Source organism: Piscinibacter gummiphilus (genome assembly GCF_032681285.1).
GTDB lineage: Bacteria > Pseudomonadota > Gammaproteobacteria > Burkholderiales > Burkholderiaceae_C > Rhizobacter > Rhizobacter gummiphilus_A.
Genome location: NZ_CP136336.1, coordinates 4,444,177 through 4,467,865, shown reverse-complemented (window position 1 = coordinate 4,467,865; position 23,689 = coordinate 4,444,177). Strand labels below are relative to the sequence as shown.

At 67.2% G+C, this 23,689-nt stretch carries 23 protein-coding genes; 14 read left to right on the top strand and 9 right to left on the bottom strand.

All coding sequences use genetic code 11. The features are described 5' to 3' along the window. Nucleotides 1-3 precede the first annotated feature (3 nt). The 6 genes from ruvC to dusB all read right to left on the bottom strand — a co-directional run bounded on the left by ruvC (nucleotide 4) and on the right by dusB (nucleotide 5,182). Nucleotides 4-552, bottom strand: a complete 549-nt coding sequence (gene ruvC / locus RXV79_RS21015; RefSeq protein WP_316700053.1) for a crossover junction endodeoxyribonuclease RuvC — start codon at nucleotides 550-552, stop codon at nucleotides 4-6. An 81-nt stretch (nucleotides 553-633) separates the two neighbouring features. Next, entirely contained in the window at nucleotides 634-1,611 is a 978-nt protein-coding gene (locus tag RXV79_RS21010; protein ID WP_316700052.1) for a phosphatidate cytidylyltransferase, read from the bottom strand. After that, nucleotides 1,608-2,228 carry a lysophospholipid acyltransferase family protein gene (locus RXV79_RS21005; protein ID WP_316700051.1) on the bottom strand — a complete coding sequence of 207 codons (621 nt, stop codon included), beginning with the start codon at nucleotides 2,226-2,228 and terminating at the stop codon, nucleotides 1,608-1,610. The genes RXV79_RS21010 and RXV79_RS21005 overlap by 4 nt, the downstream gene beginning before the upstream one ends. A gap of 94 nt (nucleotides 2,229-2,322) precedes the next feature. Next, a complete protein-coding gene (purH, locus tag RXV79_RS21000; protein ID WP_316700050.1) occupies nucleotides 2,323-3,894 on the bottom strand; it encodes a bifunctional phosphoribosylaminoimidazolecarboxamide formyltransferase/IMP cyclohydrolase in 1,572 nt (523 codons plus the stop codon). A gap of 14 nt (nucleotides 3,895-3,908) precedes the next feature. After that, on the bottom strand, nucleotides 3,909-4,145 hold the full coding sequence (locus tag RXV79_RS20995) for a Fis family transcriptional regulator (protein ID WP_257825744.1): 237 nt from the start codon (nucleotides 4,143-4,145) through the stop codon (nucleotides 3,909-3,911). Next, on the bottom strand, nucleotides 4,142-5,182 hold the full coding sequence (gene dusB, locus RXV79_RS20990) for a tRNA dihydrouridine synthase DusB (protein WP_316700049.1): 1,041 nt from the start codon (nucleotides 5,180-5,182) through the stop codon (nucleotides 4,142-4,144). Before dusB ends, RXV79_RS20995 begins: the two co-directional genes overlap by 4 nt. Before the next feature lie 109 nt (nucleotides 5,183-5,291). On the opposite strand from dusB, the gene RXV79_RS20985 reads away from it, so the two are divergent. Next, nucleotides 5,292-5,777, top strand: a complete 486-nt coding sequence (locus tag RXV79_RS20985) for a YqaA family protein (RefSeq protein ID WP_316700048.1) — start codon at nucleotides 5,292-5,294, stop codon at nucleotides 5,775-5,777. Nucleotides 5,778-5,912: 135 nt separating this feature from the next. Further along, nucleotides 5,913-6,476: a hypothetical protein gene (locus RXV79_RS20980; protein ID WP_316700047.1), complete on the top strand. Its 564-nt coding sequence runs from the start codon at nucleotides 5,913-5,915 to the stop codon at nucleotides 6,474-6,476. Nucleotides 6,477-6,539: 63 nt separating this feature from the next. Here RXV79_RS20980 and RXV79_RS20975 read toward each other — a convergent pair whose 3' ends face one another. Continuing rightward, the gene (locus RXV79_RS20975) at nucleotides 6,540-7,058 is read right to left on the bottom strand and encodes a phasin family protein (protein WP_316700046.1); all 519 of its coding nucleotides are present in this window, start codon (nucleotides 7,056-7,058) and stop codon (nucleotides 6,540-6,542) included. 186 nt (nucleotides 7,059-7,244) lie between these two features. Here RXV79_RS20975 and RXV79_RS20970 point away from each other — a divergent pair, with 186 nt between their 5' ends. Both RXV79_RS20970 and RXV79_RS20965 read left to right on the top strand, forming a co-directional pair. Then, nucleotides 7,245-9,242: an SDR family oxidoreductase gene (locus tag RXV79_RS20970; protein WP_316700045.1), complete on the top strand. Its 1,998-nt coding sequence runs from the start codon at nucleotides 7,245-7,247 to the stop codon at nucleotides 9,240-9,242. Nucleotides 9,243-9,275: 33 nt separating this feature from the next. Further along, complete coding sequence (locus tag RXV79_RS20965; protein WP_316700044.1) at nucleotides 9,276-10,334, top strand: RNA methyltransferase; 1,059 nt, start codon at nucleotides 9,276-9,278, stop codon at nucleotides 10,332-10,334. Nucleotides 10,335-10,341: 7 nt separating this feature from the next. Here the strand turns inward: RXV79_RS20965 and RXV79_RS20960 are convergent, their stop codons facing one another. Beyond that, nucleotides 10,342-11,685: an MFS transporter gene (locus RXV79_RS20960; RefSeq protein ID WP_316700043.1), complete on the bottom strand. Its 1,344-nt coding sequence runs from the start codon at nucleotides 11,683-11,685 to the stop codon at nucleotides 10,342-10,344. 310 nt (nucleotides 11,686-11,995) lie between these two features. Between RXV79_RS20960 and cyoA the strand changes: the two genes are divergently transcribed. The 8 genes from cyoA (at nucleotide 11,996) to RXV79_RS20920 (ending at nucleotide 20,006) form a co-directional block, all read left to right on the top strand. Beyond that, nucleotides 11,996-12,976, top strand: a complete 981-nt coding sequence (cyoA, locus tag RXV79_RS20955; protein ID WP_413816707.1) for a ubiquinol oxidase subunit II — start codon at nucleotides 11,996-11,998, stop codon at nucleotides 12,974-12,976. A 9-nt stretch (nucleotides 12,977-12,985) separates the two neighbouring features. After that, nucleotides 12,986-14,992, top strand: a complete 2,007-nt coding sequence (gene cyoB, locus RXV79_RS20950) for a cytochrome o ubiquinol oxidase subunit I (RefSeq protein ID WP_316700042.1) — start codon at nucleotides 12,986-12,988, stop codon at nucleotides 14,990-14,992. Nucleotides 14,993-15,018: 26 nt separating this feature from the next. Further along, a complete protein-coding gene (gene cyoC, locus RXV79_RS20945; protein WP_316704172.1) occupies nucleotides 15,019-15,651 on the top strand; it encodes a cytochrome o ubiquinol oxidase subunit III in 633 nt (210 codons plus the stop codon). Next, a complete protein-coding gene (gene cyoD / locus RXV79_RS20940) occupies nucleotides 15,648-16,058 on the top strand; it encodes a cytochrome o ubiquinol oxidase subunit IV (protein ID WP_316700041.1) in 411 nt (136 codons plus the stop codon). Before cyoC ends, cyoD begins: the two co-directional genes overlap by 4 nt. Next, complete coding sequence (locus tag RXV79_RS20935) at nucleotides 16,055-16,891, top strand: SURF1 family protein (protein ID WP_316700040.1); 837 nt, start codon at nucleotides 16,055-16,057, stop codon at nucleotides 16,889-16,891. Before cyoD ends, RXV79_RS20935 begins: the two co-directional genes overlap by 4 nt. Beyond that, entirely contained in the window at nucleotides 16,884-18,218 is a 1,335-nt protein-coding gene (locus RXV79_RS20930) for an ATP-binding protein (protein ID WP_316700039.1), read from the top strand. The genes RXV79_RS20935 and RXV79_RS20930 overlap by 8 nt, the downstream gene beginning before the upstream one ends. Beyond that, nucleotides 18,208-18,759 carry a response regulator transcription factor gene (locus RXV79_RS20925; protein WP_316700038.1) on the top strand — a complete coding sequence of 184 codons (552 nt, stop codon included), beginning with the start codon at nucleotides 18,208-18,210 and terminating at the stop codon, nucleotides 18,757-18,759. Before RXV79_RS20930 ends, RXV79_RS20925 begins: the two co-directional genes overlap by 11 nt. A 98-nt stretch (nucleotides 18,760-18,857) precedes the next feature. Next, nucleotides 18,858-20,006 carry a zinc-binding dehydrogenase gene (locus RXV79_RS20920; RefSeq protein ID WP_316700037.1) on the top strand — a complete coding sequence of 383 codons (1,149 nt, stop codon included), beginning with the start codon at nucleotides 18,858-18,860 and terminating at the stop codon, nucleotides 20,004-20,006. Between the two features lie 23 nt (nucleotides 20,007-20,029). Here the strand turns inward: RXV79_RS20920 and RXV79_RS20915 are convergent, their stop codons facing one another. Beyond that, nucleotides 20,030-21,958: a hypothetical protein gene (locus RXV79_RS20915; protein WP_316700036.1), complete on the bottom strand. Its 1,929-nt coding sequence runs from the start codon at nucleotides 21,956-21,958 to the stop codon at nucleotides 20,030-20,032. Nucleotides 21,959-22,075: 117 nt separating this feature from the next. Between RXV79_RS20915 and argB the strand changes: the two genes are divergently transcribed. After that, on the top strand, nucleotides 22,076-22,987 hold the full coding sequence (gene argB / locus RXV79_RS20910; RefSeq protein WP_316700035.1) for an acetylglutamate kinase: 912 nt from the start codon (nucleotides 22,076-22,078) through the stop codon (nucleotides 22,985-22,987). Then, complete coding sequence (locus tag RXV79_RS20905) at nucleotides 22,984-23,688, top strand: pyrimidine 5'-nucleotidase (protein WP_316700034.1); 705 nt, start codon at nucleotides 22,984-22,986, stop codon at nucleotides 23,686-23,688. Before argB ends, RXV79_RS20905 begins: the two co-directional genes overlap by 4 nt. Nucleotide 23,689: the final 1 nt, after the last annotated feature.

Genomic DNA, 23,689 nt, shown 5'->3' with positions numbered 1-23,689 from the left:
CGCTCAGTAGCTGCGCCCGCCCTTGAACTGGGCCTTGGTGCTGCGCGTGCGCGCCGTGCTCTTCTCGATGGCGGCGAACGATCGCGCCGCATGCGCATGGCACACCGCGAGGCCGAGTGCATCGGCCGCGTCCTTGCCGGGCAGGCCGGGCAGCTTCAGGAGGCGCTTGACCATCTCCTGGATCTGCTCCTTGCGCGCATGGCCGGCCCCGACGATGGCTTTCTTCATCTGAAGGGCGGTGTACTCGGCCACGTCGATGTTGGAAGACACGAGCCCGGTGATCGCCGCGCCGCGCGCCTGCCCCAGCAGCAGCGTGCTCTGCGGGTTGACGTTGACGAACACGATCTCGATCGAGGCGCAGGTCGGCTCGTAGCGCGCCGCCACCTCGCGCACCCCGTCGTAGATGATCTTCAGGCGGCCCGGCAGGTCGCCCAGGGCCGCAGCGTCGGTCTTGATGGTGCCGCTGGCCACGTAGTGCAGCGTGCTGCCCTCGACGTCGATCACACCGAAGCCGGTGGTGCGCAGGGCGGGGTCGATGCCGAGGATTCGCATGTCAAGTTCCGGCGCCGGGACGCCCCAAGCCGGAACGGCGTCCCTTGGGGGCAGGAGCGAGTAGCGACTGGGGGGCTGTCATCATGCGCCGAAATACCAGCGCAGGGAGTGGAAGAACACTGGGGCAGCGAAACAGAGCGGCGCCACACGGTCGAGCAGTCCGACCGCCCCCGTCACCGTGGCGCGGCCGCCCCAATGCCGCACGCCGGCGTCGCGCTTGAGCGCCTGCATCACCAGCTCGCCCAGCGTGCCGCAACCGCCGGCCACGAAGCCGATGAAGATGGCCTGAGGCGCCTTGAAGGGCGTGATCCAGAACAACATGCCACCGACCAGCCCGGCGGCCAGGGCCCCGAGCGCCCAGGCCCGCCACGAGAAGGTGCGGCTGATGTGGCGTGCGGCCGGCAGCGTGCGGATGCGCCGCTTGACGGCGTGCTGCGCAATCTGCGCCGTGACCACGACCACCACCAGGTAGAGCACGAGGAAGGCGCCGCGGTCTTCGTAGTTCGGGAACTCGAGCAGCAGCAGCGCGGGCGCGTGGCTCATGCCGTACACGCAGACCATCGTGCCCCACTGGATCTTGGCGGTGCGCTCGAGAAAGCGCGTCGCGTCGTTGCCGAACACCGCAAGGATGGGCAGCGCCGCGAAGGCATAGACCGGGATGAAGACGCTGAAGAGATCGAAGTAGCGGCCGCCCGCCAGCCAGTACTGCACCGGCAGCACGAAGAAGAAGGCCATCAACAGCGCGCGGTGGTCGCCGCGGCGGGTGTGGGTGAGCGTGATGAACTCGCGCAGCGCCAGAAACGAGACGATGGCGAAGAGCAGGGTCGACACGAAAGCGCCGGTGGCCCAGGAGATCCAGAAGAGCACCGTGCCGATCCACAGCGCCCGCAGGTCCCACCACATCGCATCGGTGGCTTCCTGCTTCTCGGGCGTGGCCTGCAACGATTTCATGAACGCCGCGGCGGTGACGAAGGACAGCACGCCGAAGATCAGCACGAACAGCAGGCCGATCTGCTGCGAGATCGTCAGGCTCTGCAGCCAGTGGCCGACTTCCCTCATGCGGCCACCTTCGACAGGGCAATCACCGCGTCACGCGCCCGTGCCAGGAAGGCGCGCTTCTCCTCGCCAGGCTGCAGCTGGATCGGCGCCCCGAAGGTCACCGAGCACAGGATGGGCACCGGCACCACTTCGCCCTTGGGCATCACGCGGTGCACGTTGTCGATCCAGGTGGGGATCAGCTGCACCTCGGGGAACTGCTCGGCCAGGTGAAAGAGGCCCGCCTTGAAGGCCTGCGGCTCGCCTTTGTTGCCGCGCGTGCCCTCGGGAAAGATGACGAGCGAGTCACCGCTCTTGAGCGCTTCCACGAGCGGCTCCAGCGGGTCTTCATCGGCGGTGCGCACGCGGCTCACGTACACCGCGTTGAAGATCTCGCGGGTGATCCAGTGCTTGAGCGGTGACGAAGTCCAGTAGTCGCGGGCGGCGATGGGCCGGGTGACGGCCCGCAGGTCGCGCGGCAGCGAGGCCCAGATCAGCACCCAGTCGAAGTGGCTCTGGTGGTTGGCGAAATAGATGCGCTGCTCGGCCTTGGGCGGGCTGCCGTACCAGTGGCCCTGCGCGCCCGTGATGAGACGGGCGAGGAAGGCGAGGATCAGGCCTGCCAGTTCGGGCAGCGTCACAGCATCTCCCGATGCGGAAACTGTCGGGCGCCGGGCCGCCCCAAGCCCGACGGCGCCCCTTGGGGGCAGGAGCGCAGCGACTGGGGGGCCAACATCAATGCCGGAAGTGACGGACGCCCGTCAGCACCATCGCGATGCCATGCTCGTTGGCCGCGCCGATCACTTCTTCGTCACGCACGCTGCCGCCGGGGTGGATCACGCTCGTCGCGCCCGCCTTCACCAGCTCGTCCAGCGTGTCGCGGAACGGGAAGAAGGCATCGCTTGCGACCGCCGAACCCTTGAGCGACAGGCCCGCGGCTTCGGCCTTGATGCCGGCGATGCGCGCCGAGTCGAGCCGGCTCATCTGGCCCGCGCCCACGCCGAGCGTCATGCCGCCGGCGCAGAAGACGATGGCGTTGCTCTTCACGTACTTGGCCACCGTCCAGGCGAAGAGCATGTCTTCGAGCTGCTGCTTCGTGGGCTTGGTCTTGGTGACGACCTTCAGGTCGGAAAGCTTGAGCTCGTGGTTGTCGGCGCTCTGGATCAGGAGACCGGAACCGATGCGCTTCACGTCCTGCGCGTTGCGGCCCTGTTCCCACGCGGTGGCGCCGCCCTTGGGCAGTGCGATCTGCAGCACGCGCACGTTCTTCTTGGCGGCGAAGATGGCCAGGGCGTCGCTCGTGAACGACGGGGCGATCAGCACTTCCATGAACAACTTGGTGGCGTGCTCGGCGGTCGTCGCATCCACCTCCGTGTTGAAGGCGATGATGCCGCCGAAGGCGGAGGTCGGGTCGGTCTTCAAGGCCTTGGCATAGGCCTCGGCCGCGTTGGCGCCGAGGGCCACGCCGCAAGGGTTGGCGTGCTTGACGATCACGCAGGCAGGCGTGTCGAAGCTCTTCACGCATTCCCATGCCGCGTCGGCATCGGCGATGTTGTTGTACGAGAGCTCCTTGCCTTGCAGTTGCTTGCCGGTGACGAGCGAACCCGGGGCCGGGTGCAGGTCACGGTAGTAGGCGGCGGTCTGGTGCGGGTTCTCGCCGTAGCGCAGGTCCTGCAGCTTCACGAAGCGGCCGTTGCTCTGTGCGGGGTACTCGGTGCGCGAGCCATCGGCCTGCAGCGACGAGAGGTAGTCGCTGATCGCGGCGTCGTAGTTCGAGATGCGGTTGAAGGCAGCCACCGACAGCGCGAACTTCGTCTCCTTGCTCACGGCCTTGTTCGCCTTCAGCTCGGCAATCACCTGGGCGTATTGCGAGGCATCGGTCAGCACCGCCACGTCTTTCCAGTTCTTCGCGGCGCTGCGCACCATTGCCGGGCCGCCGATGTCAATGTTCTCGATCGCGTCTTCGAGCGTGCAGCCGGGCTTGGCGACGGTCGCTTCGAAGGGGTAGAGATTGACGCAGAGGATGTCGATCGGCGCGATGTTGTGCTTCTGGATCGCCGCCACGTGCTCGGGCAGATCGCGGCGGGCCAGCAGGCCGCCGTGGATGGTGGGGTGCAGCGTCTTCACGCGGCCGTCGAGCATCTCGGGGAAGCCGGTGTGGTCGGCCACCTCGGTCACGGGCAGGCCGGCGTCGGCCAGCAGCTTGGCGGTACCGCCGGTCGAAAGCAGCTTCACGCCGAGTGCGTTCAGCTCGCGTGCGAAGTCGAGCACACCGGTCTTGTCGGAAACAGAAATCAGGGCTTGCATGAGAACGTTCTCTTTTATTTAACGAGCTTGTGGTCGAGCAGCTTGCGCCGCAGCGTGTTGCGGTTGATGCCCAGCCATTCGGCGGCGCGGCTCTGGTTGCCGTCGGCGTGTTTCATCACCACGTCGAGCAGCGGTTTTTCGACCACCTTGAGGATCATGTCGTACATGGCGGCGGGTTCCACGCCGCGCAGGTCCTTGAAGTAAGCCTCCAGGCTGTCCCGGATGCACTCCTCGATGTGTTTTTTGCTCATGCTTGTTGTTCGATGAGGTCGTCGTTGGCGGCCACGCGGATGGCGGGCAGCCGGTGATGGGTGTCGGCCAGTTGGTCAAACCAGTCGCTCACCGCCCGGACCTGGCTGTCGCAGGTCTCGAGCGTGTTCATGACGGCGCGGAAATCCACGCCGCCGGGCAGGGCGCGCACGGCCCAGCCGATGTGCTTGCGCGCGGTGCGCACGCCGGTGTATTCGCCGTAGAGCGCGTAGTGCTCGTGCAGGTGCTCGAGCAGCCATTGCTTGGCCTGCAGCACCTCGGGTGCGGGCAGGTGCTCGCCGGTCTCGAGGAAGTGCGCGATCTCGCGGAAGATCCACGGCCGGCCCTGCGCCGCGCGGCCGACCATGACCGCGTCGGCGTGGGTGGCGGCGAGCACCTCGCGCGCTTTCTCGGGGCTGTCAATGTCGCCGTTGGCGACCACCGGGATGTTCAGCGCGGCTTTCACCGCCGCAATGGTGTCGTACTCGGCGTGGCCGCCGTAGCCTTGCTCGCGCGTGCGGCCGTGCACCGTGACCATCGCAATGCCGGCCGATTCGGCCGCACGTGCCAGGCGCACCGCGTTGCGCTCGGCCTGGCACCAGCCGGTGCGCATCTTGAGCGTGACGGGCACGTTGCGCGGTGCGCACGCGGCGACCACCGCGTCGATGATGGCGGTGGCGAGCGGCTCGTCCTGCATCAGCGCGGAGCCGGCCCACTTGGTGCACACCTTCTTGGCCGGGCAGCCCATGTTGATGTCGATGATCTGGGCGCCGCGGTCGATGTTGTAGGCAGCGGCCTCGGCCATCATCTGCGGCTCGGTGCCGGCGATCTGCACCGCGATGGGCGCCACCTCGCCCTCATGGTTGGCGCGGCGCGTGGTCTTAAGGCTTTGCCAGAGGTCGCGGCGCGAGGTCACCATCTCGCTCACCGCATAGCCCGCGCCCAGCCGTTTGCACAGTTGGCGGAAGGGCCTGTCGGTCACCCCCGCCATCGGGGCGGCGAACAGATTGTTCGCGAGCGAAATGTGGCCGATCTGCATGGTGGAGAAGAGGTGAAGAAGCGGCCGGGCTGCTCAAAAAGGAGGCAGAGTATAAGCCCTGAAACCTACAGGTCTTGTGCACAAAACTGCGTGCGGATAATGGCCCGCAATGCAGGCGTGGATCGACTCCTTGATGGCGCTTCTGGCGCTCCCCCAGTACGGGCTGAGCACCGTCTTCGTCGTCGCCTTCATCTCGGCGACGCTGCTGCCGCTGGGGTCCGAACCCGCGGTGTTCGGCCTCATCAAGCTCAACCCCGAACTCTTCTGGCCCGCGGTGCTGGTGGCCACGGCCGGCAACACGCTCGGCGGCATCGTCACCTACTGGATGGGCTATGGCGCGGAGCGTGCCTACGAAAAGGTGGCACATCACGCGCCGCACGAGGCGCGAGTGCTCACGTGGCTGCGCCAGTTCGGCCCCCGGGCGTGCCTGATGTCATGGCTGCCCGTCCTCGGCGACCCGCTGTGCGGCGTGGCCGGCTGGATGCGGCTGCCCTTCTGGCCGTGCGTGCTCTACATGGCCATCGGCAAGTTCGGCCGCTACCTCGTGATGACGGTGGTGCTGCTGTGGATGTGGCCGGGGCAGTACGGCGGCTAAACGCTTGTGGCCTTGGCCGAGGGTTCGGCGCTTGGCAATTTGTCAGAAAGTCGACGCTTCGCGCAGATGGCGGTGCGGCATCGCGGGTGGTGCATGGCACGATGAAACGATCGTCGTCCCGACCGCGAGGTGCCCATGCCCAGCAAGTCCCCACAGCCTCGCGCCAGGCGCATCAACTGGTTTGACCGGCTCAAGAGCCTGTTCAAGAAGCCTGAGGCCGCCCCGCCCAGCCTGAACCAGGTGCTCGGCAAGGCCGGCTCGCGCCCCAGCGCCAAGGGCAGCAGGAGTGGTGGCAAGGGCGCCACGAACGTGGCGCACATGCTGAAGGCGCTGAAGGTCGTGCTCGACCGGCACGGCGCCTCACGGTCGGTGCTCGCACACCTGAGCGTGGTCGAGCAGGCACTCGGGCACGGCGGGCTGCATGCCCTGGAAGACGTGCCGGCCGAGGTGCTCGGCAAGGCCTTGTCGCAACTCGAGATGCTGGTGTCGGATTGGTCCGAGGCGGGCATCGCCGCCCTGCGCGCGCAGATCAAGGCCGCGATGGCGAAGCCGGGCCGCTTCGACGTGCCGCGGGGTGCGCAGGCGCCGAAGCAGTCGACCGATTTCGACAACAGCCGCATGCAGGTGAACGAAGCCAGCGTCTCTGTCTTCATGGACGCCCAGGCGCGCTGGGAAACCTCGCTCACCGGCAGCCGCTGACGGGCTGCGCGGGAATGCAAAAGGGCGCCGAGGCGCCCTTTTTTCATGGGTCGCGCAAAACGCTCAGGCGGTCTTGCGGGCGGCCTTCTTGGCAGCCGGCTTGGCGGGGGTCTTGGCGGCCGTCTTGGCCGTGGCCGCGCGCGGCGCCGAAGCCTTGCCGGCCTTGCCCAGCTGCGCGCTCAACTCGTCGATGCGCTTGTGGAGGGCGGCCACGTCCTTCGCGCTCGGCACGCCCAGCTTGGCCAGCGCCTTCGCAGTGCGTTCCTCGAAGATCGACTCCAGCTTGTCCCAATGCTGGCCAGCCTTGCTGCTCACTTCGCCGGCCATGCCGGTCATCTTGTTGGCCATCTCGTTGAGCTTGCCTTCGGCCACGCTCTGGGTCTTCTTCTGCAGCGTGACACCTTCCTTCACCAGCGCTTCGAAGACCTTGCCGCCTTCTTCCTGAGCCTTGGAGAACGCGCCCAGGCCGGCGAGCCAGATCTGCTGGGCCGAGTCCTTCACCGTGGCGGCGAACTGGCTGTCGAGCAGGCTTGCGGGCGACGCGGCCTTCTTGTCGGCCATCTGCTTGAGTTTCTTGACCATGGTCTCGTTCCTGTGAGTGGTGGATGAAAGACGGTGCGCCGTCGCGGCACGAGGCGTCACTATAGGAGCGACGGCGCTACATCGCACCCGCTTTCTCTAGTGAGAGCCCCCAAGGGCTCGGGAAACTTCGCAGGGCACGCCCTTGCCTTTGGAGAAGAATGCGCCCGTCATCCACAGGAGGAACGCATGCAGTATTTCGTGACCGGAGCCACCGGCTTCATCGGCAAACGCCTCGTCAAGACCTTGCTGCAGCGTCGCGGTGCGACCGTGCACTTTCTGCTGCGCGAGGGGAGCGAGGGCAAGCTGCCGGCACTGCTGGAGTACTGGGGCGTCGACGCGCGTCGTGCGGTGCCGGTCTATGGCGACCTGACGGCCAAGAAGCTCGGCGTCTCGGCCGAGGCGATCAAGAAGCTCAAGGGCCACATCGACCACGTCTACCACCTGGCCGCGGTGTACGACCTCAAGGCCGACGAAGAGTCGCAGGTGCACGTGAACGTGGAAGGCACGCGCAACCTCGTCGAGTTCGCGAAGGCCATCGACGCCGGCCACCTGCACCACGTGAGCAGCATCGCCGCCGCGGGCCTCTACGAAGGCGTGTTTCGCGAAGACATGTTCGACGAGGCCGAGAACCTCGATCACCCGTACTTCATGACCAAGCACGAGAGCGAGAAGATCGTGCGCACCGAGAGCAAGGTGCCCTGGACGGTCTACCGCCCGGCGCTGGTGGTGGGCGATTCGCAGACCGGCGAGATGGACAAGGTCGACGGGCCGTACTACTTCTTCAAACTCATCCAGCGCATGCGCCAGCTGCTGCCCCCGTGGCTGCCCAGCATCGGCTTGGAGGGCGGGCGCATCAACATCGTGCCGGTCGACTTCGTGGTCAGCGCGCTCGACCACATCAGCCACCAGAAGACCGAGCTCAACAAGAAGTGCTTCCATCTGGTCGACCCCGAAGGCTACCGCGTGGGCGACGTGCTCGACGTCTTCAGCAAGGCGGCTCACGCGCCGAAGATGAACCTTTTCATCAACGCGGCGCTGCTCGGCTTCATCCCCAAGAGCATCAAGAAGGGCATGATGGCCCTGGCGCCGGTGCGCCGCGTGCGCCACGCGGTGATGAAGGACCTGGGCCTGCCGGAAGACATCCTCACCTTCGTCAACTACCCCACGCGCTTCGACTGCCGCGATACCACTGCGGCGCTCAAGGGCAGCGGCATCGCCTGCCCGAAGCTGCCCGACTACGCCTGGCGCCTGTGGGACTACTGGGAGCGCCACCTCGACCCGGCGCTTTTCGTCGACCGCAGCCTGCGTGGCACGGTGGGCGGCAAGGTGGTGCTGGTGACGGGGGGGTCGTCGGGCATCGGGCTCGCGGCGGCGATCAAGTTCGCCGAGGCGGGCGCCATCACGGTGATCTGTGCGCGCGACGAAGCGAAGCTCGCCGAGGCGAAGAAGGAAATCATGGCCGCCGCCGGCAAGGGCGCCAACGTGGCGACCTATTCCGCCGATATCGCCGACGAGGCCAGCTGCGCCGGGCTCATCACCTGGTTGACCGACACCTACGGGGGTGTCGACTTCCTCATCAACAACGCCGGCCGCTCGATCCGCCGCGCCATCGAGAGCAGCTACGACCGCTTCCACGATTTCGAGCGCACGATGCAGCTCAACTACTTCGGCTGCCTGCGCGTGACCATGGGCCTGCTGCCGGGCATGGTGGCCAAGCGCAAGGGACACATCGTCAACATCAGCTCGATCGGGGTGCTGACGAATGCGCCGCGCTTCTCGGCCTATGTGGCCAGCAAGGCGGCGCTCGATGCGTGGACGCGCTGCGCGTCGAGCGAGTATGCCGACACCGGCATCACCTTCACGACGATCAACATGCCGCTGGTGCGCACGCCGATGATCGCGCCGACCAAGATCTACAACAACGTGCCGACGCTCGCGCCTGAAGAGGCAGCGGACATGATCGCCGAGGCGTGTGTCGACAAGCCGGTGCGCATCGCCACGCGGCTGGGCATCACCGGCGAGGTGCTGCACGCGCTGCTGCCGCGGGTGGCGCAGATCGTGATGAACACCAGCTTCCGCATGTTCCCCGACAGCTCGGCGGCCAAGGGCGACAAGAGCGGCAAGCCGACGCTGTCGCCAGAGGCGATTGCAATGCAGCAGATGATGAGGGGCATCCACTTCTGAGCTGGCGCGGCTCGGCGCGGCGACAATCGCCTCATGCGCCTCGCCGACATCCGCCAACGACTTGCCGCCCTCGGGGCCGGCCCGAAGCACACCGCGCGTGTGCTTCGGCTGTGGTCGCAGGCACAGCCGCAAGACAGCGGCAAGCGCCGGCTGGAAGACTTCATGCCGCAGCGCGTGCGCGAGGCCTTGCCGGCGCTCGATGCCGAGTTGCGCGGTCTCGCACGCCTGCGTGCCGAGCACATCGGCGAAGACGGCTCGTCGCGCCTGCTGGTCGAGCTGGCCGATGGCCAGACGGTCGAGAGCGTGCTGCTGCCGCGCGACGGCCTGTGCGTCTCCACGCAAGTCGGCTGCGCCGTCGGCTGTGTCTTCTGCATGACCGGTCAGAGCGGCCTCTTGCGCCAGCTCGGCAGCGCCGAGATCGTGGCGCAGGTGGCGCTCGCCCGCACCCGCCGCGTGGTGAAGAAGGTCGTCTTCATGGGCATGGGCGAGCCGGCCCACAACCTCGACAACGTGCTCGAAGCCATCGATCTCCTCGGCACGGGCGGCAACATCGGCCACAAGGAGCTGGTGTTCTCGACCGTCGGCGACCCGCGTGTCTTCGAGCTACTGCCGCTGCAGACCGTGAAGCCGGCGCTCGCGCTGTCCTTGCATTCCACGAAGGCTGCGCTGCGCGCCGAACTGCTGCCGCGCGCACCGCGCATCGACCCGGCCGAGCTGGTGGAGGAGGGCGAGCGCTACGCCCGCCTCACGCACTACCCCATCCAGTACCAGTGGACGCTGCTCGACGGCATCAACGACGGTGACGACGAACTCGATGGCATCGTGCGCCTGCTCAAGGGCAAGTACGCGGTGATGAACATGATCCCGTACAACCAGATCGACGGCTTGCCCTACCAGCGGCCTTCATGGGAAAAGGCCGCGGCCATCGCGCGCCGCCTGCACCAGCGTGGCGTGCTGACCAAGCTGCGCCACTCGGCGGGGCAGGACGTGGACGGCGGTTGTGGCCAGCTGCGCGCCCGTGTGAGCGCGACGGAAGAGCCGGTGGCACCTCGGGCGCGGCGCGTGGTGCCGCTGCGCCCGGTCTCGGGCTGAAGCGACCTCAGCCGCGCGCCGCCAGCGAGCGGCTGGCGCGCAGCGCGAGCAGCGTGCACACGCAGCCCGACAGCAGGTAGACGGTGAGCGCGATCAGCCCGAAGCGGGCCGACAGGCCGAGCGCCACCAGCGGCGCAAAGGCGGCGCCGATCAGCCAGGCGAAGTCGGACGTGAGCGCCGCGCCGGTGTAGCGGAACTTCGACGCGAAGTTGGCCGTCACCGTGCCGGCCGCCTGGCCATACGACAGGCCCATCAGCACGAAGCCGACGAGGATGAAGAGGTCTTGCCCCAGCGTGCCGCCATCGAGCAGCAGCGGTGCGAAGAGGCTGAACACGGCGATCAGCACCGCCAGCAGCGCGAGCGTGCGGCGGCGGCCGATGCGGTCGGCGATCAGGCCCGACACGGGCATCGCGGCCGCGGCCAGCACGGCGCCGACGATCTGCACCGCAAGGAATTCGCCCGTCACCTGGTCGGAATACAGCAGGATCCACGACAGCGGGAACACCGTCACGATGTGGAAGAGCGCATAGCTCGCCAGCGCCGCAAACGCGCCGATCACGATGTGCCGACCCTGCTTGCGGAAGAGCTCGCCTTCGTTGCAGGGCTCGAGTTCGCGGGCGTGCAGGTCGCGCTCGTATTCGTGCGTGACGACGAGCCGCAGGCGGGCGAAGAGCGCCACCACGTTGATCGCGAAGGCGGCGTAGAACGGGTAACGCCAGCCCCAGGTGAGGAAGTCGGCCGCGTCGAGGTTCTTCCACAGGTAGGCGAAGAGGCTGCAGGCGATCAGGAAGCCAAGCGGCGCACCCAGCTGCGCGAGCATCGCGTACCAGCCGCGGCGGTGCTTGGGGGCGTTGAGTGCCAGCAGCGAGGGCAGGCCGTCCCACGAGGCGCCCATCGCCAGACCCTGGCCGATGCGGCAGACGGCCAGCAGCACGATCGACAGTTCGCCCCAGGTGCTGTAGCCCGGCAGGAGCGCCATGCTCACCGTCGAGGTGCCGAGCAGGAAGAGCGCGATCGTCAGCTTGGTGCTGCGGCCGAAGCGGCGCTGGATCGCCATGCCGGCCAGCGTGCCGATGGGGCGCACCACGAACGCGAAGGCAAAGAGCGCAAACGCGTAGAGGATGCCCTCCAGACGGCCGGCGAAGGGGAAGAACACCGCCGGGAACACCAGCGCCGAGGCGATGCCATAGACGAAGAAGTCGAAGTATTCGGAGGCCCGGCCGATGACCACGCCGACGGCGATGTCGCCCGGCGCCACTCGCTCGTGCTGCGAGCTGCCCGGGGCGTGGTGGATGCTGCTCGTGCGGCGGGCAGACAGGGCAGGGGGGGCGGGGTGGGCGGTGCTCGACATCGGGTTCACTGGCAAAAGCGGGGCGACGGCTGGACAGAGGTGCGGACGAGGATACGCCAGCGAAGACCCCGTGGGCAGAGGTGTACCTCTCGCCGAAGGGGTGGGACAAATTGTCCAATGGTTGATCTGGGTCAATCTGCCTACATTGCAGCATCACGCGCAAGTGTGGTTTCCCCTGCGCCCCTCGAGCCCCTTCGACACCGTGACCTCGACCCCTGTGCCTTCCTTCACTAACCGCTTGCCTCGCTGGGGCCGTGGCCTCGGCGGGCTCGCGCCCGCGGCCCTGCTGGCCGGCTGCGACACCGTGGTGATGAACCCCTCGGGCGACATCGCCTCGCAGCAAGCCGACCTGATCGTCTCGTCCACCGTGCTGATGCTGCTGATCATCGTGCCGGTGATCGTGCTCACGCTCGTCTTCGCGTGGCGCTACCGCGAGACCAACACCGAGGCCACCTACGACCCCGAGTGGGACCACTCCACCAAGCTGGAGCTCGTGATCTGGGGCGCACCGCTCTTGATCATCATCGCCCTGGGCGCGCTCACCTGGATCAGCACCCACAAGCTCGACCCGTGGCGCCCGCTGCAGCGCATCGACGCGCAGCGCCCGGTGGATCCCAAGACCAAGCCGCTGGTGGTGCAGGTCGTGGCGCTCGACTGGAAGTGGCTCTTCGTCTACCCGGAGCAGGGCATCGCCACCGTCAACGAGCTCGCCGCGCCGGTCGACCGGCCGATCCAGTTCCGCATCACCTCGTCGACGGTGATGAACTCCTTCTACGTGCCGGCGCTCGCCGGCCAGATCTACGCCATGCCCGGCATGGAAACCAAGCTGCACGCCGTGATCAACCGCGCCGGCGTGTACGACGGCTTCTCGGCCAACTTCAGCGGCGACGGCTTCTCGCACATGCGCTTCAAGTTCCACGGCCTGTCGGATGCCGGCTTCGCGCGCTGGGTCGAAAGCCACAAGGCCTCGAAAGACGAGCTCACCCGCGCCGTCTACATGACGCTCGAGCAGCCGAGTGCGCGTGAGCCGGTACGCCGCTATGGGCGTGTCGACCCCAAGCTCTTCGACGCCGTGCTCAACCGCTGCGTCGACGCCGCCAAGATGTGCATGAACGAGATGATGGCCATCGACGCCGCAGGCGGCATGGGCAAACAAGGCCTCGCCTACCTCGAGCGCAAGCCCTGGCGCGACACGGAGCGCCCCTACGTCGCCACCGCCCTGTGCACCCCCGACAACCCGACCGGCTCGCCGCTCCTGGCAGACAGCCAATCGGCCGTGGCCCGCCGCTGAGAGCCTGAAATGTCTTCCGCTTCCCTCGACCTGCAAACACTCGTCTTCGGCCGCCTCGGGCCCGACGCGATCCCGCACGACCCGATCATCTGGGCCACCTTCGCGATGGTGGTGCTGGGCGGTTCCGTGGTGCTCACCCTCATGACGCGCTACCGCGTGTGGGGCCCGCTGTGGCGCGACTGGTTCACCAGCATCGACCACAAGAAGATCGGCATCATGTACATCGTGCTGGGCCTGGTGATGCTGCTGCGCGGCTTTGCCGACGCGCTGATGATGCGGCTGCAGCAATCGATCGCCTTCGGCGACAACCTCGGCTACCTGCCGCCGCACCACTACGACCAGATCTTCACCGCCCACGGCGTGATCATGATCTTCTTCGTGGCGATGCCGCTCGTCACCGGCTTCATGAACTACGTGGTGCCGCTGCAGATCGGCGCGCGCGACGTGGCCTTCCCCTTCCTCAACAACTTCAGCTTCTGGATGACCGCCGGCGGCGCCATGCTGACCATGGCCTCCCTCTTCGTCGGTGAGTTCGCGCGCACCGGCTGGCTCGCGTATCCGCCGCTGTCGGGCATCCTGCAGAGCCCGGGGGTGGGGGTCGATTACTACCTGTGGTCGCTGCAGGTGGCCGGGGTCGGAACGACGCTCTCCGGCATCAACCTCATCGCCACCATCATCAAGATGCGCGCCCCCGGCATGTCGATGATGAAGATGCCGGTGTTCACCTGGACCTCGCTTTGCACCAACATCCTGATCGTCGCCGCGTTCCCGGTGCTGACGGCGGTGCTGGCGCTGCTCTCGCTCGACCGCTACGTCGGCACGAACTTCTTCACGAACGACCTCGGCGGCAACGCCATGATGTACGTGAACCTGATCTGGATCTGGGGCCACCCCGAGGTCTACATCCTGATCCTGCCTTGCTTCGGCATCTTTTCTGAAGTGGTGTCGACCTTCAGCCGCAAGCGCCTCTTCGGCTACGCGTCGATGGTCTACGCGACCGTCGTGATCACCATCCTGTCGTACCTCGTGTGGCTGCACCACTTCTTCACGATGGGCTCGGGCGCGAGCGTGAACTCGTTCTTCGGCATCACGACGATGATCATCTCGATCCCCACGGGCGCGAAGATCTTCAACTGGCTCTTCACCATGTACCGCGGCCGCATCCAGTTCGACGTGCCGATGCTGTGGACGGTGGGCTTCATGGTCACCTTCGTGATCGGCGGCATGACGGGCGTGCTGCTGGCGGTGCCGCCGGCCGACTTCGTGCTGCACAACAGCCTCTTCCTGATCGCGCACTTCCACAACGTGATCATCGGCGGCGTGCTGTTTGGCCTCTTCGCCGGCATCGTGTTCTGGTTCCCCAAGGCCTTCGGCTACAAGCTCGACCCGTTCTGGGGCAAGTGCTCCTTCTGGTTTTGGCAGATCGGCTTCTTCTTCGCCTTCATGCCGCTGTACGTGCTGGGCCTGATGGGCGTGACGCGCCGCATGAGCCACTTCGACGACCCGTCGCTGCAGATCTGGTTCATCGTGGCCGCCTTCGGCGCCGTGCTGATCGCGCTCGGCATCGCCGCCTTCCTGATCCAGCTGGTGGTGAGCTACATGCGCCGCGACCAGCTGCGCGACGTGACCGGCGACCCGTGGGACGGCCGCACGCTGGAATGGTCGACCTCCTCGCCGCCGCCGGCCTACAACTTCGCGTTCACCCCGGTCGTGCACGACAACGACGCCTGGCACGACATGAAGCGCCGCGGTGCGCAGCGCCCGACGAGCGGCTTCAAGCCCATCCACATGCCGGCCAACACCGCGGCCGGCGTCGTGATCGCGGGCCTGTCGACCGCGCTCGGCTTCGCGCTCATCTGGCACATGTGGATCCCGGCCGCGCTGCTGTTCGCCGCCACCATCGGCGCGACGATCTTCCACACCTTCAACTACAAGCGCGACTACTACATCCCCGCCGATGAAGTGACGCGCAGCGAAGACCAGCGCACGCTCGCGCTCCAGGCAGCGAGGGCTTGAACACCATGACGATCCTGCAACCTGCGATGGCGACCCCCGGCGGCCCCTCCGCCGTCTTGAACGACGCGCCGCCGGTCTTCTACGACAACGGCGACCACCACCCGCAGCAGGGCACGCTGCTGGGCTTCTGGCTGTACCTGATGAGCGACTGCCTCATCTTCGCCGTGCTCTTCGCCACCTACGCCGTGCTGGGCCGCTCCTATGCGGCGGGCCCGTCGGGCGCCGACCTGTTCGACCTGAACCTCGTCGCCATCAACACCGGCCTGCTGTTGCTGTCGTCCATCACCTACGGCTTCGCCATGATCGGCGCGCAGAACAAGCGCAAGCGGCAGGTGCTGGGCTGGCTCGCGATCACCGGCCTGCTGGGCCTGGGCTTCCTCGGTATCGAGCTGTACGAGTTCGCGCACCTCATCCACGAAGGCGCCGGCCCTCAGCGCAGTGCCTTCCTGTCGTCGTTCTTCACGCTGGTCGGCACGCACGGCCTGCACGTCACCTTCGGCTGCATCTGGCTCGTGACGCTGATGGTGCAGGTGAGCAAGCACGGCCTCATCGCCGAGAACCAGCGCCGGCTGATGTGCCTGTCGATGTTCTGGCACTTCCTCGACGTCGTCTGGATCGGCGTCTTCACCTTCGTCTATCTGATGGGAGTGATGCAATGAGCGGCGCACATGCTGAACTCGCGCACGGCGCGCACGACCCCGGTCACAGCGAGCCGCATGGCCACGACGATCACGACGGCGGCTACCACTTCAGCGTCAAAGGCTACGTGATCGGCTTCCTGCTGGCGGTGGTGCTCACCGCCATCCCGTTCTGGCTGGTGATGGGCAAGGTGCTGCCGACGCCCGGCCTCACGGCCGCAGTAATTCTCGGTTTCGCGGCGGTGCAGATCGTGGTGCACATGGTCTATTTCCTGCACATGAACTCGAAGATCGAAGGCGGCTGGTCGATGCTCGCGCTGATCTTCACGGGCGCGCTGGTGCTCATCATGCTGGCCGGTTCGATCTGGGTGATGTACCACCTGAACACCAACATGATGCCGGTGCACGACATGCGGAACATGCCATGACGACCACTTCCCTCCAGACCCCCGCCGTCGACAACAGCGCCGACGACAACGAAGACTTCGACGCCAGCACCGCGTCGGCCCGCCCGGTGCTCTGGGTCGTGCTGCTGCTCACCGGCCTCTTCGCGCTGGCCGGCTTCGTGGCCCTCGGCATGTGGCAGGTCAACCGCCTCAACTGGAAGACCGAGCTGATCGAGCGCGTCGACCAGCGCGTGAAGGCCGCTCCCGTGCCCGCGCCCGGCCCGGCCGAATGGGCGGGTTTGAACGAGTCCAGCGCCGAGTACCGCCGCGTGACGCTGCGTGGCCGTTATGCCCACGAGCAGGAGACGCTGGTGCAGGCGATGACGGCGCTCGGCAGCGGCTACTGGGTGCTCACGCCGATGCGCACCGAGCAGGGCTTCGTCGTGCTGGTCAACCGCGGCTTCGTGCCGCCCGACAAGCGCGACCCGGCCACCCGGCCCGTCGCCACGGGCGATGCGCTGCAGTCGGTCGAGGGTCTGCTGCGCATGTCGGAGCCGGGCGGGCGGGTGCTGCAGGACAACGACGCCGTCGCCAACCGCTGGTACTCGCGCGACGTGGCGGCCATCGCGGCCGCGCGCGGCGTGGGCGACGCGAAGTCGGTCGCGCCGTATTTCGTCGACGTGGCCGCCGCCAACGATGCGCCGCTCGACTGGCCGCGCCCGGGCCTCACCGTGCTGCACTTCAGCAACAATCACCTGATGTATGCACTGACGTGGTTCGTGCTCGCGGGCATGGTGGCGGCCGCGATCGCCTTTGCGGCGGTGGCGGAAATCCGCGCCTCGCGCCGCCGTGCCGCCGCGCAGCAGGGTGCCTGAAGCGTCACACCCCCCGCCGGCGCTGGACACCGGGCAGGCCCCCGAGAAACTCGCGGGCCGCAACAACCTCCTGCAGCTCATCCAGCTGCGCTGGCTCGCGGTGGCGGGCCAGCTCGCCACCATCCTGGTGGTGCATTTCGTGCTCGGCATCACGCTGCCGCTGCCGGAGATGCTCTCGCTCCTGGGCGCGCTCTCCATCTTCAACCTCGCGTGCTGGCTGCGCAGCCGCACCGCCCCAAGGGTGAGCGACACCGAGTTGCTCGGCGGTCTGCTGGTCGATGTGTCCATCCTCAGCGCCCAGCTGTACTGCGCGGGCGGCGTCACCAACCCGTTCATCTTCCTGTACCTGCTGCAGGTGGCCGTGGCCTCGGTGATGCTGCGGCCGAGTTATGCGTGGACCATCGTCGGCGTCTCGAGCGGGTGTTTCGTCGCGCTCACGCAGTGGTATCACCCGCTCAAGCTCACCGGGCTCGATGCCGCGGCCCTGTCGGCGCCCTACATCGGCGGCCTGCTGCTGTGCTTCCTGCTGAACGCGGGGCTGCTCGTGCTCTTCATCGTGCGCATCGAGCGCAACCTGCGGCGGCGTGATGCGCGCCTGGCCGACCTGCGCCAGCGTGCCGCCGAAGAAGAGCACATCGTGCGCATGGGGCTGCTCGCCTCGGGCGCGGCGCACGAGCTGGGCACGCCGCTCGCCACGCTGTCGGTCATCCTCGGCGACTGGTCGCGCATGGCGCCGTTTGCCGCCGAGCCCGAGCTGCGCGAAGAGATCGAGGAGATGCAGATCCAGATCCAGCGCTGCAAGACCATCGTGAGTGGCATCCTGATGTCGGCCGGCGAGGCGCGTGGCGAGGCGCCGGTGCAGACCACGCTGCATGCCTTCCTCGACGACCTCGTCTCGCACTGGCGCCGCACACGCGCCGCCGAAGGCCTGCACCACGAGCGCGTCGACGTGCCCGACCTGCCGATGATCTCGGACTTTGCGCTGCGCCAGATGATCGACAACGTGCTCGACAACGCCTTCGAAGCGGCCCCGCATGCGGCGCCTCGGCTGATCGCACAGTGCGAGCACGAGGAGCTGATCTTGCGTGTGCAGGACGAAGGCCCCGGCTTTGCGCCCGGCATGATCGAGCGCTTCGGCAAGCCCTATCAGTCGAGCAAGGGGCGCGCGGGGGGCGGGCTCGGGCTCTTCCTGTCGGTGAACGTGGCCCGCTCGCTGGGCGGGCGCATGGGCGCACGCAACCGACCCGAGGGCGGCGCCGAAGTGGAGATCCGTCTGCCGCTCGCGGCCTTGGCCCCGGCCGCCGAGAATCCCCGCCATGAGCACTGAAGACAACGTGCCCGACCCGCTGCTCTTGATCGTCGAAGACGACGATGCTTTCGCGCGCACCCTCGTGCGCTCGTTCGAGCGGCGCGGCTACCAGGTGCTGCGCGCGACCAGCCTCGACGACATGCGTGCGCTGCTCGCTGAAGCGACGCCTGAGTTCGCCGTGGTCGACCTGCGGCTCGCCGGGGGGGCTTCGGGGCTCGCCTGCGTGCAGGTGCTGCACGAGCATGACCCCACCACCGTCATCGTGGTGCTCACCGGCTACGCGAGCATCGCCACGGCGGTCGAGGCCATCAAGCTCGGGGCGCGCCACTACCTCGCCAAGCCGGCCAATACCGATGACATCGAAGCCGCCTTCGAGCGCAAGCAGGGCGATGCCGAGGTCGAGTTGACCGAGCGCACCACCTCGATCAAGACGCTGGAGTGGGAGCGAATCCACGAGACCCTGGCCGAGACGGGCTTCAACATCTCGGAAACGGCGCGTCGCCTCGGCATGCACCGGCGCACGCTCGCCCGGAAGCTGGAAAAGCAGCGCATCAAATAGCCCTGCCGGTGGGTGGCATGTTGGCGACAGCCTCGCCGGATCGCGCTTCCTACACTGCGCCTCTTTCCCATCCCATTTGGGCCACAGAGGAGACCTGCATGAGCACCCCCACCATTCCCGCCACCGCGCTGCAACTGCGCTCGCTCGTCAAGAAGAGCGGCGAACTCGAACTCTCGCTGCAGAACGTGCCCGTGCCACAACCGGCCGACGACGAGGTGCTGGTGCGCGTGGAGGCCACGCCGATCAACCCGTCCGACCTGGCGCTGCTCTTCGGCCTGGCCGACATGTCGACCGCCAAGGCTTCCGGCACCGCGGCCAACCCGGTGATCACCGCCCAGGTGCCCGAGAAGATGATGCGCGGCCTGGCCGGCCGCCTCGACGAGTCGATGCCCGTCGGCAACGAAGGCGCCGGCACCGTGGTGAAGGCCGGCTCGTCGCCCGAGGCGCAGGCGCTGGTCGGCAAGACGGTCGCCATCCTCGGCGGCGCGATGTACGGGCAATACCGCGCCGTGAAGGCCAAGCAGGCCCTGCTGCTGCCGGCGGGCACCACCGCCGCCGAAGGCGCCTCGTGCTTCGTGAACCCGCTCACCTCGCTCTCGATGACCGAGGTGATGCGCCGCGAAGGCCACAAGGCGCTGGTGCACACCGCCGCCGCGTCGAACCTCGGCCAGATGCTCAACAGGATCTGCATGAAAGACGGCATCGCGCTCGTCAACATCGTGCGCAAGCCCGAGCAGGCCGAGATCCTGAAGAAGATCGGCGCGAAGTACATCGTCGACTCCAGCAGCCCGAGCTTCATGGAAGACCTGACGAAGGCGCTGATCGAGACCGGCGCCACGCTGTGCTTCGACGCCATCGGCGGCGGCAAGCTCGCCGGCCAGGTGCTCACCTGCATGGAAGCTGCGGCCAACGCCAACGCCAAGGAATACAGCCGATACGGCTCCAACGTCCACAAGCAGGTCTACATCTACGGCGGCCTCGACCGCAGCCCGACGGAACTCAACCGCAGCTTCGGCATGCAGTGGGGCGTGGGCGGCTGGCTCTTGACGCCCTTCCTGCAGAAGATCGGTTTCGCCGATGCGCAGAAGCTGCGCGAGCGTGTGGCGGCCGAACTCAAGACCACCTTCGCCAGCCACTACACCCGCGAGGTGTCGCTGGCCGAGGCGCTGTCGCTGGAGGCGATCAACGCCTACGGCAAGCAGGCGACGGGCACCAAGTACCTGATCACGCCGCAGAAGGGGCTGTGAGAAGGGGTTGAGAGCACGCGCGCTCAGCGCACGTTGGCGGGTTTTTCTTCGCCACGTGCCGAGCGCAGCCAGTACTTGAGGGTGGCCTCGGTCGGGATGTACAGGCGCAGCTTGAAGCCTTTGCCGAGGCGGTCGTCGGCGGCGATTTCGCCGTCGTCGATGCCCTTCGCGTTGTAGCCGAGCGCGAGCACGATCTTGCGCTTCATCTGCACGGACAGCTCGGCCCCGTAGCCGCGCTGCACACCGTAGAACTCGTCTTTCCAGTTGGCGACGTGGAAGCCGAAGCGCCAGCGCCTGTCGAGCTGATAGGTGGGGCGCAGCACGTAGAGATCTGTGATGCGCTGGGCGCCGCCCTGGAACGATTCGTCGCGGTCCCAGCGGCGTGAGCCGCGCAGCAGCAGATCGAGCTTTTCCGTCGGCTGGTATTCGAGTTCACCGAAGGCGATGCGTGCGCGGCGCTTCGCGGCACCCGGCGCCGTGACGCCGTCTTGCTTGGGCTCGCGGGCCAGCACCGTGAATCGCCAGAAGGTGCTGAGCTTGCGCTCCTCGGGCTCCTGCCAGCCCAGGCCCATGCTGGCGTCGCCGAAGACCAAGGGGGTCTCGCTCGGGAGCGTCGACTTCAGCTCGGTGGCGCTGGCGCGGGTGACGAAGAGCATGTTCTGCCCGACGCGCTGCGTGTAGTCGGCGCTGGCGAAGTCGCTGTTGCGGATCGGCGTGCGCACGGCCTGCAGCTCGGTGCCCAGTGCGCGGCGGGGAAAGTCGTTGTGCTGGATGCGCAGGTCGAAGAGCGTCGAGCGCAGCGCGTCGCCCGCGATGGGAATGCCCGATTCGATGAGCGACTGCGATTCCCACTTGGGCGCGAGCGTGTGCGTGTGGCGCCAGCCGACCACGAGCAGTGCGTCTTCGTCCGAGGCCAGGCTCTGGTGGCGCACCTGCGCGTAGACCATGCCGTCCTTCGAGCCCTCGGGCACTTCGCCGCCGATCACGCGCTTGTAGGTGGTGCGCTCGTCGACCCCCGTGGACGACAGCAGCCCGAGCTGCGGGGCTTCGCGCCAGTACACGCGCGAGCCGCTCCACTGGCCACCGGGGCGGTAGTCCGCGCCGAACTCGGTACGGGCGTCGGCCAGGCGTTCGTCGCCCGGCGCCATCTCGGGCTTGATGGCGCGCTGGTGCTGGGCACTGAAGGCGAGGCCGGGGGCCGCTTCCCACTTCGCCTGCACGCCGCCGAAGTTGGCCTTGGGTTCGCGGTCGGCCCAGGGTTGGAGCAGGCTGCGGTCTTCGAGCTGCGCGTGGTGCACGAAGCCTTCGACCCACAGGTCGCCCGGGCCGTATCGCAGGCCGAGCTGGGCGTCGGTGCGGGCGACGTTGACGGTGTCGTCGTGCAGGTGCCGGCCGCTCGTCTGCAGCGAAAATCCGTGGCCGAGCGTGGTGCTGATGGAGCCGCCGTTTTCCAGGCCGGTGCCGTCGTGCTGGTTGTAGAAGCGCACGTCGTTGACCTTGCCGACGTGCGTCAGCTCGTAGGTGCGCGAGGGCCGGCCCGCAGCAGGGATGCCGGTGCCGGCGCTGTTCAGCAGGCCGGTCTGGCGTTCGTCGAGCGAGAGCATCCAGCGCTTGCCCAGGTCGACCGTCTTCTTCTGGCCGAAGACACGGTAGCGCCGCTCGTAGTTGGGGCCGAGCGCGTCGACCAGCAGCTCGTTGAGGAACTCCTCCCACGAATCGAGCGTGTCTTCGACGCGCTGCTTGAGCTTGTCGACCGGGCCGGTCTCGCTCTCGGGCACCGCTTCGGGCGCGGTGGAGTCCGCCGGCAGGGTGGGGGCCGAGGCTGCGGGCTCCGCCGGGGCGGGTGGCGCCGGCGGCGTGGCTGGGGCAGGCTCTTGCGCCGCCGCCAAGGCGCACAGCCCTGCAGCGAGGGCCAGGGCGAGTGCGCGTGGGGCGAATCGGAGCATGAACATGGCGCGCAGTGTCGCAGCGGTCGCCCTTTTCATCTGTAGGAGGACGGCGCGCGCCAGCCGCAGTGAAACGGTCGACCCCTACAATTTGCCGCATCCAACTCTCACCTCGCGCCGCCCATGAGCACCGCTGCCCCCCACACCGCCGAGCTGGCCAACATCGCGCCGCGCGACAAGGCGGAGATCCTGGCCCAGGCCCTGCCGTACATCCGCAAGTTCCACGGCAAGACGATCGTCATCAAGTACGGCGGCAACGCGATGACCGACCCCGAGCTGCAGCAGGACTTCGCCGAAGACGTGGTGCTGCTCAAGCTGGTCGGCCTGAACCCGGTGGTGGTGCACGGCGGCGGCCCGCAGATCGAAGACGCGCTGGCCAAGATCGGCAAGAAGGGCACCTTCATCCAGGGCATGCGCGTCACCGATGAAGAGACGATGGAAGTCGTGGAGTGGGTGCTGGCCGGGCAGGTGCAGCAAGACATCGTGGGCCTCATCAACGTGGCTGGCGGCAAGGCGGTGGGCCTGACCGGGCGCGATGGCGGGCTGATCCGTGCCCGCAAGCTGAAGATGGTCGACCACAAGGACCCGAGCAAGGTGCATGACGTGGGCCAGGTGGGCGAGATCGAATCGATCGACCCGTCGGTCGTGAAGGCGCTGCAGGACGACCAGTTCATCCCCGTCATCTCGCCCTTGGGTTTCGGCGCCGAGAACGAGAACTACAACATCAACGCCGACGTGGTGGCCGGCAAGCTGGCTGAAGTGCTCAAGGCCGAGAAGCTCATCATGCTGACCAACATCCCCGGCGTGCTCGACAAGAACGGCAAGCTGCTCACGAATCTCTCGGCGCGCGAGATCGACGAGCTGTTTGCCGACGGCACGATCAGCGGCGGCATGCTGCCCAAGATCCAGTCGGCGCTCGATGCCGCCAAGAACGGCGTGAACTCCGTGCACATCATCGACGGGCGTGTGCCGCACGCGATGCTGCTCGAGATCCTGACCGAGCAGGCTTACGGCACGATGATCAGGTCGCATTGAGTCTTCAACGCCGCCAGCGCGTCTGGCTCTTCGATCTGGACGACACCCTGCACGACGCGAGCCATGCGTCGATGCCGGGCATCAACCGAGGCATGACGGACTACGTTGCCAAGTACCTCGACCTCTCGTTCGAAGACGCCTCGGCGCTGCGCGCCCAGTACTGGCGGCGTTATGGGGCCACGCTGCTCGGCCTCATCCGACACCACGGCGTGAAGGCGAGCCACTTCCTCGAAGAGACGCACCAACTGCCCGGCCTCGAGGCACAGCTGCGCATGAGCGCCCATGACCGCGCGGTGTTGAAGCGCCTGCCGGGCCGCAAGTACATCCTGACCAACGCGCCGCGTGCCTACGCACTGCGCGTGCTCAACGCGCTCAAGCTCATCGACTTCTTCGACGGCGTCATCACCATCGACGAGATGCAGATGTTCGGCCACCTGCGGCCCAAGCCCGACGCGCGCATGCTGCGGCATGTTGCGGCGCAGCTCAAAGTGCCGCCCAGCCGCTGCGTTTTGGTGGAAGACACCTTGCAGCATCAGAAGGCCGCGCATGGCATCGGCATGAAGGGCATCTGGATGCGGCGCTACCTTCATGAGGCGAGGAAGAGTGTGAACAACCGCATGGAAGTTGGTGTTCACCCATGCCCTGCTCCCTCCTATGTCTATGCAAGAATTCGTTCGCTCAAGACCCTGCTTGCCTTGTGAC